Source organism: Streptomyces sp. NPDC048349 (assembly GCF_040651925.1).
Taxonomy (GTDB): Bacteria; Actinomycetota; Actinomycetes; order Streptomycetales; family Streptomycetaceae; genus Streptomyces.
The window spans coordinates 51,518-66,086 of the sequence record NZ_JBEZLA010000008.1 but is presented as its reverse complement, the minus strand read 5'-3'; the positions used below and the strand labels follow the sequence as shown (position 1 = coordinate 66,086).

The following is a 14,569-nucleotide window of genomic DNA, read 5'->3' as shown; positions in this document are numbered from 1 at the left end:
GCCTCTGCCGGAAACAATGCACAGCGGTTCATTCGAATGCGGCGGCCGCCTCGCGCAGCGCGCGGGCCACCAGCTCCGGGGCGTACGGCGCCTGCGCGCCGGGCGTGTACGTCACGGAGCGCAGGCCGCCGGTGTAGCGGAAGCCCCGGTGGCGCTCGTACACCGGCCAGGAGACCGGCGACTTGCGGTCCACTCCCACGCTGATGCCCTGGAGCGGGGCCATGCCGATGAGCTGGTGCACGCTGCCGGCCAGTCGCCCCGTCTGCACTCCGTCGACCAGCAGCCGGAACTCCCAGCGCAGGCCCGCCGACGCGGTGGCCGACAGGGTGACGGTCCGTCGTCCGGCGGGCAGCGGGCCGGCGTCGGCCTCGTGCAGCCTGCCGTACTCGTTGTAGGCGAAGCGCAGCCGCCCGTCTTCGACGTACAGGCTGTAGCCGCCGCCCTGGTCACCGTGCGACACCAGCACGCCTTGGTCGCCGGCGCCGTGCTCGTCGAGCTCGACCGAGACGTCGAAGGAGCGGAAGGAGATCAGCCGGGAGGACCGGTAGCGCTCCAGCTCCGGGGTGCCCGGCAGGAGCGTGAGGGGGCGGTGGAACCGCTCCTCGGCGGGATGGCGCCGGACGAGCGCCCCGCTGCCGTCGGAGAGCGGGAAGACGCCGTTGCGCCAGGCCGCCGCTTCCCAGGCCGCGGCCAGCTCCTTCACCACCTCCGGGTGGTCGGCGGCGACGTCGGTGGTCTCGGTCGGGTCGGTCGTCAGGTCGTACAGCGCCCATTCGCCGTCGTCGTACGGGGCGCCCGGCCGGTGCAGGGTGACCAGCTTCCAGCCGTCCCGGTAGTAGCTGCGGTTCCCGGACATCTCGCAGTACTGCTCGGTGTGCGCGCCCGGGGTCCTGGCGTCGCGCAGGACCGGGGTGAAGCTGACCCCGTCCAGCTCCTGCACGGGGCGCGAACGCCACTGCTCGGGCCGCCGTACGCCCGCCAGGTCCAGGAGGGTGGGGGTGACGTCCGTGACGTACTGGTACTGGTGGCGGATGCCGGGGTCGTCACCGCCGCGCCGCAGCCCGTCCGGCCAGGAGATGACGAACGGGACGCGCACCCCGCCCGCGTAGGTCTGGCCCTTGTACAGCCGGAACGGGGTGTTGGAGGCCATTCCCCAGCCGCGCGGGTAGTGCACCAGGCTCCGCGGGCCGCCGATGAGTTCGGTGTCCCGTGCGACGTCCGGGTCCCAGTCGTCGGGGACGGGCTGGTGGACGAAGCGGCTGAAGTAGCTGCGGGTGCCCTCGGCCCCGCCCTCGCCGGTGCCGCCGTTGTCGGAGGTGAACAGCACGATGGTGTTGTCGAGTTCGCCGAGGGCACGCAGGGTGTCGGTGAGCCGCCCGAGGTTCTGGTCGATGTTGTCGACCATCGCCGCGTACACCTCCATGTAGCGGGCGTAGCGTTGCCGCTGGCCGGGCGTGAGCTCCTCCCAGGGGCCGACGTCGAAACCGGCCTCGGCGTTGCGGTCGGGGAGAACGGTGCCTGCGGGGAACAGGCCGTCGGCGATCTGGCGGGCGAAGCGGGTGCCGCGCAGCGCGTCCCAGCCGCCGTCGTAGCGGCCGCGCTGCCGCTCGATGTCCTCGGGCTTGGCCTGGAGCGGACCGTGGACGGCGTTGTGCGCGAGGTAGAGGAAGAACGGCTTGTCGGGGTCGTGCGCGCGCAGCGACTTCACCATGGCGATGGCCTCGTCGGTGATGTCGTCGGTGTAGTAATAGCCGTCGGGCAGTTCGTCGATGTCGAGTGGGCTGTTGTCGCGGACCAGTTGGTGGGGGTGGAACAAGCTGGTCAGGCCCTCCAGCACGCCGTAGTACCGGTCGAAGCCCTTCTGCAGCGGCCAGTTGCGCCGGTCGTCGGCGGCGTTGGAGGCGGAGTCGCGGGTCAGGTGCCATTTGCCGACCGCGTAGGTGGCGTATCCCGCGTCGTGCAGCACCTCGGCGAGGGTGGGGACGTCCTGGCCGATCTCCATGCCGTAACCGGGGAATCCGGGGTCGGAGTTGGCGACCGTCGCGTACCCGACGCGGTGCGGGTTGAGGCCCGTGAGCAGGGCCGCCCGGGCGGGCGAGCACAGCGGCATCGTGTGGTAGTTGGCCAGCCGCAGGCCGTTCGCGGCCAGCCCGTCGAGTACGGGGGTGGCGATCTCGGCGCCGAAGGGGCCGATGTCGCTGTAGCCCATGTCGTCGACGAGGACCACGACGATGTTCGGGGCGCCGGCGCCGGGCGTGCGCCGCGGCGGCCAGGCGGGTTCGGACTCGGCGAAGGTGTGGCCCACGTGGCCCGCGAACCCCTCGTAGGGGTCGCGGCGGTTCGGGGTACCGGTCGGCTCGGTCACGGGCGGGCCTCACTGCCGCGGCGGTTGAACGGCAGTCGGCCGAGGACCACCGCCATACCGCAGGTGTCGGTGAGCGCGGAGAACACCAAGCCCGCGGCGATCGCCGCGGACAGCAGCTGGAAGAGCGGGTGCACGAACAGCCCGAGGAGCAGGCCGAGCAGCACGACGGCGCCCGCGGTGAAGCGGACCTGGCGTTCCATCCCCCACACGGCCCGGCCCGGGCCGTCCGGGGAATGCAGGCCGTGGCCGGCGGCCGTCCAGGCGCTGGTGCCGCCGGTGAGGCTCGCAGCGGGGACCCCGTGCGCGGCGAGGGCCGCCGCGGCCTTCCCGGAGCGGGCTCCGGAGGCGCACACCAGCAACAGGGCGCCCTGCTCGGCGGCCTGCCGGAGCTCGGGCAGGCTCCGCTCGATCCGGTCGAGGGGGACGTTGACGGAGTCCGGCAGATGACCGGAGGCGAATTCGCCGGGGGTCCGGACGTCAACGACGGTCAGCTGCGGCAGGCGGGCCTTCGCTTCGCCGACGCTGAGGGTGGGGGAAACGCTCATGGCGGAACTGGTCCTTGACTGGGTCGGAACGGGCACGGCCTGCGCGGTCCATGGGGCCCAGGCCGTGCCGGGGATGTTAGACACTTGCGGGCCATCCAGACGGGAGGCCGCACGACTGCCATGAGGTCGCCATGCGGCGGCAACACCCGGGGCTCGCCCGGAGGTCTCAAGGGGGCGTTCATCGTCGATGCCATGGGACACCGGCAGGGCACGGGGACGGTGGCGGCGTCCGGCTCGCCGACGGGTGCGCCGGCGGCGAGCGAAGGAAACGGCTCCGCGGCGCCGGGCGCCGACACATGTTCTTCATGCCCTGTGCATGGAACAGGTTCGGTTCGCCGATCCATGATCGGCTGACCACCCGCAGCCGCCCTCGAGGAGCAGTCACCCATGTCCAGCCGCCGTACCTTCCTGGCCGGTTCGTCCGCCGTGCTCGGTCTGACCACCCTCACTGCCACCGTCGGCGGGTCAGAGCAGGCGGCGGCCTCGGTGGCGGTCCCAGAGGCGGCGGACGGCCCGGCCGGCAGGCCACCGAACTTCGTCGTCGTCCTTGCCGACGACCTCGGCTACGGAGAACTCGGTGCCTACGGCCAGAAGCTGATCAGCACACCCCGACTGGACCGGCTCGCCGCCGAGGGACTGCGCTTCACCGACGCGTACTCCACCGCCGCCGTGTGCGCCCCCTCCCGCTGCTCCCTGCTGACCGGACTGCACACCGGCCACGCCACGGTGCGCGCCAATCCCTCGTCCGGTGGCCAGGGGTCGCTCACCGCCGCCGACACCACCTTCGCCCAGGTGCTGCGCGCCCGCGGCTACCGGACGGCCGTCATCGGCAAGTGGGGCTTCGGACCGGAGGCCGCCGGCCAGGAAAGCCATCCGGCCGCCCGCGGGTTCGAGGAGTTCTACGGCTACATCACCCACGGCCACGCCCACGAGTACTACCCCGAGTACCTGTGGCACAACGACGTCAAGGAGCCCATCCCGGCCAACGGCGGCGGCGCGAAGGCCGTGTACGCCCCGGACCTGCTGGAGCAGCGTGCCCTGGAGTTCATCGACGCCCACGCCGCCGAGCCCTTCCTGCTGCTGCTCACCCCGAACGTCCCGCACGCCCCCAGCGACGCACCCGACACCAGCGCGTACGCCGATCGCGGCTGGACGGCCGCGAACACGGGGCACGCGGCCCAGGTCAGCTACTTCGACGCGCTGGTCGGCAAGGTGGTCGACCGGCTGCGCGCCCGCGGGCTGGAGCAGGACACCGTCGTCCTCGTCACCAGCGACAACGGCCCCCACGAGGAGGGCGGGGTCAACCCCGACCTGTTCGACGCGAACGGCCCGCTGCGCGGCTACAAGCGCAACCTCTACGAGGGCGGCGTACGGGTCCCGCTCATCGCCTGGGGCCCCGGCCGCGTCAGGCAGGGAACCAGCGACCGTCCGACCCCGCTGACCGACGTGCTCCCCACCCTGGCCGAGCTCGGAGGCGCACCCTCCCCCACCGATGTGGACGGCCTGTCCGCCGCTCCCCTGCTCGCCGGCAGCGCCGACTCGGCCCGCCACGGACACCTGTACTGGTTCCGCGACGAGTGGGGCGTCACCAGCCGGGCCAACGCGCAGGACGGCAAGCGCGCCACGTGGCTGGCCGAGGCGGTCCGCCGGGACAACTGGAAGGCCGTCCGCTTCGCCCCCGAGCGGGACCACAACCTCCCCGACGACAAGTGGCAGGTGGAGCTGTACGACCTGGCCACCGATCCCGGCGAGACCCGTAACGTCATCGACAAGCACTCGGCCAAGGCCGGCGAACTCGTGGCGCTGATGCGCTCGTCCTGGAAGGACACCTATCCCCGCAGAGCGTTCGGCACGCGGCTGACCCTGCCCGCTCTGGCCGTCCCCGGTGAGGCGTTCACCGTGACCGCCACCCTGGACAACGGCTCCGCACGGTCCTGGACCAACGCCGCGCTCGCCCTGCGCGCCCCCACCGGCTGGACCGTGTCCCCCGCCTCCCCGGCCACGGCGGACCAGCTCGCGGCGGGCGGTCGCCTCACCGCCTCCTGGCAGGCGACCCCGCCCGCGAACGCCACTCCGGCGACCGCGTGGGCGTTCACCGCGGAAGGCACCGCCGACACTCCGTCCGGGCCGGTCCGCTACCCGGCTACGGGCACCGTCCCCACCCCGCCGGCCGCTCCCGTCCGCGACTCGTACCTCTCCGACCTCACCTGGATCAGCGCCGCCAACGGCTGGGGGCCGGTGGAGCGCGACGCCTCCAACGGCAAGAACGCCGCCGGCGACGGCCCCCTGATCTCCTTCGGCGGTACGACGTACCCCAAGGGCCTGGGCGTCCACGCGCCCAGCGACATCGCCTACCACCTCGGCGGTGGCGCCGTCCGGTTCACCTCTCTGGTCGGCATCGACGACTTCTCCGCCAAGCAGAGCAGCGCCGGTGCCACCCGGGCCAAGGTCTACGGCGACGACCGCCTGCTGCTGACCACCCCCACGCTCACCGCGGCCACCGGCCCGGTCCGCGTCGACCTGGACGTCCGCGGGGTACGTGTCCTGCGCCTCGTGGTCGAGGACGCCAACAACCGCACGTCCTTCGACCACACCTCCTGGGCCCTGGCCCACGTCACGGTCGCGTGAACCTTCCAGCCCACAGGCCAAAGAGGCCGTTCCGGAGCGTCGCTCCCGGAACGGCCTCTCCGGCATGCGTGGGACCGTCGGACCGGATTACGCGGGGTGGGCGGCCACCCGGAACCCGATGTTGCCGGTCGAACTGTCGGGCGTATTGGAACTGCGTGCGGCCACCCGGTAGCGGTTGCAGTAGGAGTCGTGGCACAAGTACGAACCGCCGCGCATCGCCCGTGCGGTCTCCTCACCCGGTGTGAACCAGTCCGCGCACCACTCCCAGACATTGCCGACGGTGTTGTAGAGCCCGAAGCCGTTGGGCCGGAAGGACTTCACCGGCGCGGTGCCCGCGTACCCGTCGGCGGCGGTGTTGAGCACCGGGAAGTCGCCCTGCCAGATGTTGCACATGTGGCGGCCGTCGGGCATGAGCTCGTCTCCCCACGGGTAACGGCACTGCTCCAGGCCGCCGCGTGCCGCGTACTCCCACTCGGCCTCGGTGGGCAGGCGGGTCCCGGACCAGTCGCAGTATGCCTGGGCGTCGTGCCAGGACACGTGGACGACGGGGTGGTTCTGCCGGTCGGTGACGTGCGAGCCCGGCCCTTCGGGGTGGCGCCAGCTGGCCCCTTCCACCGCCCGCCACCAGGGGACGGCCGCGACGGACGGGGAGACGGCGGCGACCTCCTCGGCGAGGAACGCCCCGAAGGTGAAGGAGAAGCCGAAGCGCTCGGCCTCGGTGGTGTGGCCGGTGGCCTTGACGAAGGTGGCGAACTGGGCGTTGGTCACGGCCGTGGCCGCGATACGGAAGGACTCCACGGCCACCTCGCGTACCGGCCCCTCGGCGTCCGCGGGGAAGCCCTCCGGGTCGTCCGTGCCCATGAGGAAGCTGCCGCCGGGCAGGCTGAGCAGCTGCCGGGCCACGCGGGAGGGCGGGGGTGTGGGGGGCGGTGGGGCAAGGGTGAGCGTCGGCGCGTGGGCGTGGCCGGGGGTGCAGCAAGCGGGCATGACGGCTCCGTCGGGACGGTGGGCGGCCGGGCGCCCGTGCCTCGCGGTACGGGCGCCCGGCCGGCGGTGCGGGTGTACGGGTCAGGCCACGCGATCGGCGGCGAGCTGGGCGGCCAAGGCGGGGATGCCGAGGGCCTGCTCCTCGGCGGGGGTGGCCTGGTAGAGCTTGTTGGCCAGCTGGTACGGGTCGCCCGCCAGGTCGTAGTACTCGCGGAACTTGACCTGGCCGGTGCCGGACACGGTGCCGTTCGCGTCGGTGGTCAGGTCGTAGTACTCGGTGTACTGCTTGTCCTTGGCCACGTACGAGGACCAGGTCGGTGCCCCGCCGGTGCCGGTGCCCTGCTTCCACCACTCCACCAGCAAGTGGTCGCGGCTGTGGGAGGAGAGCAGGGAGCGGCCGTCCTGGGGTGCGGCGGAGGTGATGCCCGCCGCGTCGAGGATGGTCGGCGCGATGTCGATGTTGGCGACGATGCGATTGTCCTGGGTGCCGGCGCCGCGGCCGCCGGCCGGCCAGGAGAGGTAGAACGGCACCTCGTGCGCAGGGCGGTACGGCACCGACTTGGCGGTCCAGCCGTGGTCGCCCCAGCTGAAGCCGTTGTCGCCGATGTAGATGACGAGGGTGTTGTCGAGCTGGCCCAGGGCCTGGAGCTTGTCCTTGAAGGCCTGCACCGCGTCGTCGACGGAGAGCAGCGTGCGCAGTTGCTCGGCGCGGATGGCCTGACCGTCGGCGAGGGTGCCGGTGGCGTTCCGGATGTACGCCGGTTTGTCGCTGCGGTCGTTCTCCGGGACCGACGGCCGGCCGTTCCAGTCCGGTACGGGGGTGCCCGCGTATTTCGCCTCGGGGGTGCGCGGGCCGTGGGAGGCGTAGGGGGTGACGTACGCGAACCAGGGCCTGGTGTCGGTGGCGGCCTTGTCGAGGAAGTTCAGCGTGCGGTTCTTGATGATGTTCGTGGTGTAGCCGTTGATCGTCTGGACGGTGCCGTTGACGTTCCACTGGGCGTCGACGTAGCCGGGCTGGAGGAGGGCGAACTCCTCGAAGTGCGGCGGGTTGTCCGCGAGGGTCCAGGAGTTGAGGTACTTCCCGAACAGGCCGGTGCGGTAGCCCGCCTGCTTGAGGTACCTCTGCACGGTGGTGCTCTGGTCGAGGGCGTGGGAGGCGCCGTTGTTGCGGACGCCGTGGTTGTGGGCGTGGCGGCCGGAGAAGACGCTGGACCGGGACGGCGCGCACAGCGGGGTGGTGACGTGGCCGTTGGTGAACTTCACGCCGTGGTCGGCGAGCCAGGAGACGGTCTTGGGCAGGGCCCACTCGGTGTGCTTGGGCTGGTCGTCGGTGACGATCAGCAGGATGTTCGGGCGGCCGGCGGCAGCGGCGGGGCCGGCTCCGGCGACCTGCGCGAGGGCGGGTACGGCGGTGGCGGCCGCCACGGCGGCGGCGCCGCCGAGAAAGCCGCGGCGGCTCACCGGGGACCGTCTGTTCTCGCTGTTGTCGCTGTTGTCGCTGTTCTCGCTCATGATGTCCATTCCTCCTGGGTGCGTCGGCGCATGGAGGCACGGCAGGGCGGGCGGCCGGAAGCCGCCGACTGCGGTGCGGAAGGGGAAGAGACGGGAGTCAGGCTGGGGCGCCAGGTGGGGATCCCGTGGGGGGAGGAAGGCGCGTTCAGCGCGCCCGGGCGACCGTACACAGGGCGCTCGCCAGACGCCCTTGGTCGACGTGGCGGCGCGCAGTGAGGATTCCTGCTGCCATGGCGATGAGACTAGGCGAACCGGAACCGCGGTTCCATGTACGGCAGATGAAATGGAAAGCCTGCCCGCAGGCTGCGTGCTCAGGCGGCCGAGTCGTCGTTGACGACCTCGGGCGCCCGCCACATCTGACCGTCTTGGACTGGGAATCCTGGGGCGCCGTCCCCGCCGGCTACGACACCGGCCTTCTCCACGCGTACAGCCTGACCGTCCCCGTCCCCGTCACCGCTGCCCGGATCCGCCGCACTTTCGCCCACATCCTCGACACCCCGGCCGGCAGGACTGGGAACTGGTCGCTCTCGCACAGCTGCTCCAAGTCGCCGCTCTCGGAGGACACCCCGAACTCGCCCCCCAGCTGGCCCGCCGCGCTGAGCAGCTGAGCTCGCCGTCTTCGCCCACCCCGATGACGAGTCCCTCCTGGCCGGCGGAGTCCTCGCCCAGCACGCCGCCGCGGACGCGGCGACCGCCGTGGTCACCGCCACCTGGGCCCCCGACAGCCACCGGGCCGGCGAACTCGCTGACGCCCTGGCCATCCTGGAGGGCGGGAAGCCACGGATGCTCGGCTTCGCAGACGCCCGCATCCCCGACTCCGCGCCCGGCCGGCCCCGGCTGTGCGACGCCCCGCTGGATGAGGTGGTGGGGCGCATCGTCGAGCACATCCGCGCTGTGCAGCCTCAACTCGTTGTCACGCACGACGCCTACGGCCAGCTGACCGGTCATCCCGATCACATCCGCACTCATCAGGCCACCGTCCTCGCATTCCACGCCGCAGGCCTCGAACACCGCTACCCGGATGCCGGAGCCCCGTGGCAGCCCGAGGCCCTGTACGCGGCCACTCACCCGCACTCAGGAGTGGGCGAGCTGGGCCCGCTCCTGGCACGGGTGGGGAAGAAGGTGCTGAGCGTCCCGGACGAGCACATCACCGCGACGGTCGACGTGAGCGGTTGGCTCGGGCAGAAGTGGGCCGCGATCCAAGCTCACCAATCTGAGGCGGCACGGGACCGCTCGCTCACGGGGCTGCTGACCAGGTTGCCGACACAGAACAGGGAGCAGGCCCTGGGAACAGAATGGTTCATCCGCCACGACGTCCGATCCACGTACAACGGCCTCAGCGAACTGGCATGCTGAACGATTCCGTTCAATTCCGCGGCAGCACACACGACTACGGCACCCCCGTGCGTTGCCTCCCCACCCACCGGTAGACAGCACCGAAGGGAAGACGGCATGGCCATCTTCAAGCGCAGTGCCCGCGCCATCCTGCTCGATGGCGAAGACCTCGTCCTCATCAAGCGGACAAGACCCGGTCAGGCCCCGTACTGGGTGACAGTCGGCGGCGGAGTCGAGGACGATGACGCTTCCCTCGAGGACGCGCTGCACCGCGAGGTTTTCGAGGAGATCGGCGGGAGGTTGGGCAGGACTGAACTGGTCTATCTGATCAGCACACCGACGGAAGGCGGGGTGGCCGTCCAACACATCTTCGCCGCGCGCCTTGAGGACATGAACCTCGACGCGCGGACCGGCACCGAGTTCGCCAAGCCTGAGCGCGGCCGGTACGACATCGTCCGAATCCCCTTCACTGCAGAGGCGATCCAGCAGATTGTCCTCATGCCGCCACAGCTCCGAGACTTTGCGGCCGACAACGTCGAGGCCATCACTGCTCTGCTGGACTCGCAGCTCCGCACGGGCCATCACCACTGAGCCGCCTCGCTCAACGTATCGACCGCTCTCGCGCCATGCATCACGAGGAGCAGTTCGTTGTTCCGCTGCATATGCAGCATGGTCCGGCCCGGAACTGGCCACACCAGGTGGGACAGTTCGGGTGCTGCCCACGCAACCACATCCGCCGTCCGCGCGTGAACTGAGCACATGAGTCCGTGGGTCTGGAACGCAAGCGAGTTGTAGGCCACTCACACGCTCGAGTGCACGAGGCACCCAGCGGGTCGTGCTCCGTACGGCGGCAACTTCGTGGTCTACCCGACGACGGGCCGGTGTGGGCTACCGATACCCATGGCGAGGACGTCGACCGGCTCGCCGTACAGACGGACCGCAACGTGGTGCTGTACGCCGTGGACGGCAGACCCCTGTGGGCCTCGTACGCCAGCGGTCACAGTGTGTGCAGGGGGTTCCAGCCACTTGGCGGGGGTCTACCCGACGATCGCCGGATGGCCGACGGGGGGCCTGGGCTCCCAGGCTGGTGGCATGACACAGCGTGCGCAGGAGCGGGAGCTCAACACTGCCGGCCGGCCGCCGGCCGGAGCAGGGGGTCAGGGGAACGCCGGGCGGCGCAGGAGCGCGCTCTGGGAGTTCCTCGGCATGGCCCTGGTGGCGAGCGGACTCTGTCTGGCCGTCGTCAGCCCTGACCTCCGCGACGCCGTGGCGCACACCCGCGCCGCGACGGCCGCCGAGCCGGCCCGCTGAGCCGAGCGCCACGGCCCCGCGCGGGCCGATGCCCGCCGCCGCTGACGCGGTGGTCGGCGGCAGAACACGTAGGAAAGGAATCTTGTGAACACCGCATCCGCCCCGGAGACGACGGATGTCGAGTCCCCGCGCGTCCGTGAGACGCTCAAGGCGCTGTACAGGTACATCCGCCCGCACCGGTGGACCGTCGTCCTCGGTCTGCTGCTGGCGCTGGCGGGGGCCGCCGGCGGGCTGCTGCAGCCGCTGGCCACGAAGGCGCTGGTCGACCGGCTCTCATCCGGCGGCACGGTCGCCTCCATTCTGCTGGCTCTGACCGTGCTGGTGCTGCTGAGCACGGTGGCCGAGGCGTTCGGCGCCTATGTGCTGGAGCGGACGGCGGAGTCGGTGGTCCTGGCCGCTCGCCGCAGCCTGATCGGCCGACTGCTGCGGCTGAGGCTGACGGCGGTGGACCGGATGCAGCCGGGTGATCTGATGTCACGGGTGACCTCCGACACCACGCTGCTGCGGGCCGTCAGCACCCAGGCAGTGGTCAACGCCGCGACCGGGGCGCTCACCCTGGTTGCGGCGGTCGTGGTGATGGCCTTCCTCGACGTCGTCCTGCTCGGCGTCACGCTCGGTGTGGTCGCGGTCGTCGCCGTGGGCGCCGCCCTGGTCATGCCGAAGATCGGACAGGCCGCCGAGCGGGCGCAGGAGGCCGTTGGGAAGATGTCCACCGGCCTGGAGCGGGTCTTCGGCGCGTTCCGCACGGTGAAGGCGTCCGGCGCGGAGGAACGGGAGACCGCCCGTGTCGAGGCGTCGGCCCGGCGGGCGTGGCGCCACGGCGTGCGCGGCGCGAAGTGGGAAGCCCTGCTGGGAACGGCGGACAACCTCGCCGTCCAGCTGGCATTCCTCGCGGTGCTCGCGGTAGGCGGGGCGCGGGTGGCGTCCGGGGACATCCCCGTCTCCACACTCATCGCCTTCCTGCTGTACCTGTTCTACCTGATGGAGCCGGTGTACAAGCTGGTCGAGGCCGCCTCCGCGTACCAGGAGGGCGCGGCCGCGATCTCCCGGATCAAGGAGGTGGACCGTCTGGACGCGGAGCCGCCGGCCACATACAGGCCGGTGCGGACCGAGGTAGGTCCGGCTTCGGTCCGCTTCGAGGGTGTGTCCTTCCGCTACGGGCCCGGGCTGCCGTGCATCCACCAGCAGGTGGATTTCGAGGTGCCGGGCGCCGGGATGACGGCCTTCGTCGGGCCCTCCGGTGCGGGCAAGTCGACGGTCTTCTCGCTCATCGAGCGGTTCTACGAGACGACCGGCGGCCGGATCCTGGTCGACGGCCGGGACATACGGCACTGGCCGCTGTCCGAGCTGCGGTCCGTCATCGGGTACGTCGAGCAGGACGCGCCGGTGCTGGCCGGCACGCTGAGGGAGAACCTGGTCTTCAGCGCGCCCGACGCGACGGACGACGACATCCACGCCGTCCTCGTCCGGACCAGGCTCGACACCCTCGTCGAGCGTCTCCCGCACGGCGTGGACACCCTGGTCGGGCACCGCGGCTCGAAACTGTCCGGCGGCGAGCGCCAGCGCGTCGCGATCGCCCGCGCGCTCCTGCGCACACCTCGGCTGCTGCTCCTGGACGAGGCGACCTCGCAGCTCGACGCCGTCAACGAGCTGGCGCTGCGGGAGGTCATCGCCGAGACGGCACGGGAGACCACCGTCCTGGTGGTGGCGCACCGCCTGTCCACGGTCACGGAGGCGGACCGCATCGTCGTCATGGACGCCGGCAAGGTCCGCGCGATCGGCACCCACGAGGAGCTGATCTCCGAGGACGAGCTGTACGCACAGCTCGCCGCGACCCAGCTCCTGCTCCCGGCAGCGCGCCCCACCGGGTGAGACGCGCGCCCCACCGGCTGCCCCCGCCGCATGGCGGGGGCAGCACGGCCATGTGACGGGGTGACGCCGGACATCGGCCGGATACCGGTGCACCACACGACGCGTGAGGCTGAGGGCAGCGCCGGCGTGGCCGCGAGCGACGTTCCCGGTGATCGCCCACCCCGCTCCTTTCCGCCGGCCTCGGGTGGAAAGGGGTTCGGCCGTTCCCAGTTCCGAGGTTCCTGAAGCGGGTTTCCAGATGACGTTTGTCCTGATCGTGATCACTGCGGTGGTGGCCGGGTGGTCGCTCGTCGCCGGTCGGCTGGAGGGCTGGCACGTGCGGGCGCCCATGGTCCTGGTGCTCGCTGGTGGCGTCACGGGCGTGTTCTCTCACAGCCAGATAGCCGGCGCGCTCAACTCGGAGATCGCCCTGCGTGTGGTGGAGGTGATCCTCGCCGTCCTGCTGTTCGTCGATGCCACGGAGCTGCCGGGAGGGCGGCTGTTCGGCCGTGATCCCGGCTCGGCCGCCCGGGCGCTTTTGGTGGCACTTCCGCTGAGCCTGATCCTCACGGTCGTGCTGGGGGCGTGGCTGCTGCCGGGGCTGCCGCTGGTGGTGCTGCTGTTGATCGCGTGCATCATCGTGCCGACCGACTTCGCCCCCGCTGAACTCCTCGTGCGCGACCGACGCATCCCGGAGAAGGTGCGCAGCGTGCTCAACGTGGAGAGCGGCTACAACGACGGGATCGTGTCGCCCCTCTTCCTGTTCGCGGTGATCCTGGCCGGATCGAAGTCCCAGGCGCGTACTCCCATGGAGGCGTTGGCCACAGCGGTGCCGTTCGCGGTGAAAGCCCTCGCCGTCGGCGCCCTGCTGGGGGCGTTGGTCGCCTGGCTGATGAACCTGGCTGACCGTGCGTACTGGATGACCGAGCAGTCGAGGCGGACCCTGGTCCTCATCGCACCGCTCCTCACCTACACCACGACCGTGGCGGTGGACGGGAACGGTTTCGTGGCCGCGTTCGTGTGCGGAATCGCCTTCCGGTACGTACGGCAGGCACCGGTCCGCCGGCACGGTGCTCAGGCTCCCGCCGCCTCGGACTTCCAGCTCATCGAGGACACCAACTCGATGATGACCATGGTCATGTGGTTCTTCTTCGGGAACGCGGTGGTGCTCGCACTGAGTGAGGGCATCGACTGGCCCGTTTTCCTGCTGTGTGTGGCTGCGCTCACCATCCTGCGGATCCTGCCGATCGCGCTGGCTTTCCTCGGCTCCAGGTTCAGCTGGCGCGAACGGCTCATGGTCGGCGTGCTCGGACCGCGGGGCACCACCTCGATCGTGTTCGGCCTGCTCGCGTTCAACGCTCTTCCGCTCGGTTCCTTCGCCGACACCGCCCTGGATGCCATGACACTGGCCGTGCTCGGCAGTGTCCTGCTCCACGGCGGCGGTTCCATGGCCCTGGCCCGGCTGCTGGCACCTCCTCCTTCTTCGTCCCCGGCCGCTGATTCCGCGGGCCCGCCACTCACCAAGCCGCCGCACTCACGGGCCGATGCCGGCCGGGAACGAGCGTGACCGGTGCGCCGGCGGTACTCCCCCCGGCCCCTCGATCATCGCGTTCGGTGACTCTTTCGCGGGTGGGAGGGCGGCCGCGGGCGTCTCAGGGCCCCGTCAGGTGGCGGGGTGTCCGGCGGCCACCTGACGGGGTGTGGCCGGACACCTGACGGATTCAGGCCGGCCCGGCAGTTTGCGAGGGTGAAGACATCAGCCGGTGCGCCGCGGCTCCGGCGCACGCACGGCCTGGTCTGTCCGACGCCTACACCGCGCCGCACCGCGGCGCACGCGACCACCGCTGGGAGATCCGCGATGTCGACGCCCGCCCGTCGCTCCGTGTCCGACAGGGCTCTGGCCGCCGCGTGGCCGTCCTCGTCAGCGTCGTCGCGCTCGGCGGTCCCGCCGCAGACTCCACGGGCTCGGCCTCACCCCCGACGCAATGGCGTTCGCGTACGCCACCGTGCACCGGCCGAGGAAGCTCCGCACGGT

Annotated in this window: 11 protein-coding genes; 7 read left to right on the top strand and 4 right to left on the bottom strand. The window is 71.3% G+C overall.

Features of this window, described 5'->3' with window-relative positions:
* Positions 1-28: 28 nt before the first annotated feature.
* Together AB0D44_RS07115 and AB0D44_RS07110 are read right to left on the bottom strand one after the other, a co-directional pair.
* The gene (locus tag AB0D44_RS07115; RefSeq protein WP_362585612.1) at positions 29-2,365 is read right to left on the bottom strand and encodes an arylsulfatase; all 2,337 of its coding nucleotides are present in this window, start codon (positions 2,363-2,365) and stop codon (positions 29-31) included.
* Positions 2,362-2,910 (bottom strand): rhodanese-like domain-containing protein, encoded by a 549-nt coding sequence (locus AB0D44_RS07110; protein ID WP_362585609.1) that lies wholly within the window; start codon positions 2,908-2,910, stop codon positions 2,362-2,364. The genes AB0D44_RS07115 and AB0D44_RS07110 overlap by 4 nt, the downstream gene beginning before the upstream one ends.
* A 387-nt stretch (positions 2,911-3,297) precedes the next feature.
* On the opposite strand from AB0D44_RS07110, the gene AB0D44_RS07105 reads away from it, so the two are divergent.
* Entirely contained in the window at positions 3,298-5,538 is a 2,241-nt protein-coding gene (locus AB0D44_RS07105) for a sulfatase-like hydrolase/transferase (RefSeq protein WP_362585606.1), read from the top strand.
* Positions 5,539-5,625: 87 nt separating this feature from the next.
* On the opposite strand, the gene AB0D44_RS07100 is transcribed toward AB0D44_RS07105, so the two are convergent.
* Both AB0D44_RS07100 and AB0D44_RS07095 read right to left on the bottom strand, forming a co-directional pair.
* On the bottom strand, positions 5,626-6,525 hold the full coding sequence (locus AB0D44_RS07100; protein ID WP_362585604.1) for a formylglycine-generating enzyme family protein: 900 nt from the start codon (positions 6,523-6,525) through the stop codon (positions 5,626-5,628).
* Between the two features lie 81 nt (positions 6,526-6,606).
* Positions 6,607-8,037 (bottom strand): sulfatase, encoded by a 1,431-nt coding sequence (locus AB0D44_RS07095; protein ID WP_362585601.1) that lies wholly within the window; start codon positions 8,035-8,037, stop codon positions 6,607-6,609.
* Between the two features lie 365 nt (positions 8,038-8,402).
* Here AB0D44_RS07095 and AB0D44_RS07090 point away from each other — a divergent pair, with 365 nt between their 5' ends.
* The 6 genes from AB0D44_RS07090 (at position 8,403) to AB0D44_RS07065 (ending at position 14,101) form a co-directional block, all read left to right on the top strand.
* Complete coding sequence (locus AB0D44_RS07090; protein ID WP_362585598.1) at positions 8,403-8,645, top strand: hypothetical protein; 243 nt, start codon at positions 8,403-8,405, stop codon at positions 8,643-8,645.
* 37 nt (positions 8,646-8,682) lie between these two features.
* Complete coding sequence (locus AB0D44_RS07085) at positions 8,683-9,393, top strand: PIG-L family deacetylase (protein ID WP_362585824.1); 711 nt, start codon at positions 8,683-8,685, stop codon at positions 9,391-9,393.
* Positions 9,394-9,489: 96 nt separating this feature from the next.
* Positions 9,490-9,963 carry an NUDIX hydrolase gene (locus AB0D44_RS07080; RefSeq protein WP_362585595.1) on the top strand — a complete coding sequence of 158 codons (474 nt, stop codon included), beginning with the start codon at positions 9,490-9,492 and terminating at the stop codon, positions 9,961-9,963.
* A 501-nt stretch (positions 9,964-10,464) separates the two neighbouring features.
* Positions 10,465-10,683, top strand: coding sequence for a hypothetical protein (locus tag AB0D44_RS07075; RefSeq protein ID WP_362585592.1), 219 nt, complete (start codon positions 10,465-10,467; stop codon positions 10,681-10,683).
* 84 nt (positions 10,684-10,767) lie between these two features.
* Positions 10,768-12,555 carry an ABC transporter ATP-binding protein gene (locus AB0D44_RS07070; protein WP_362585590.1) on the top strand — a complete coding sequence of 596 codons (1,788 nt, stop codon included), beginning with the start codon at positions 10,768-10,770 and terminating at the stop codon, positions 12,553-12,555.
* A 238-nt stretch (positions 12,556-12,793) separates the two neighbouring features.
* Positions 12,794-14,101, top strand: a complete 1,308-nt coding sequence (locus AB0D44_RS07065; protein WP_362585587.1) for a cation:proton antiporter — start codon at positions 12,794-12,796, stop codon at positions 14,099-14,101.
* Positions 14,102-14,569 lie beyond the last annotated feature (468 nt).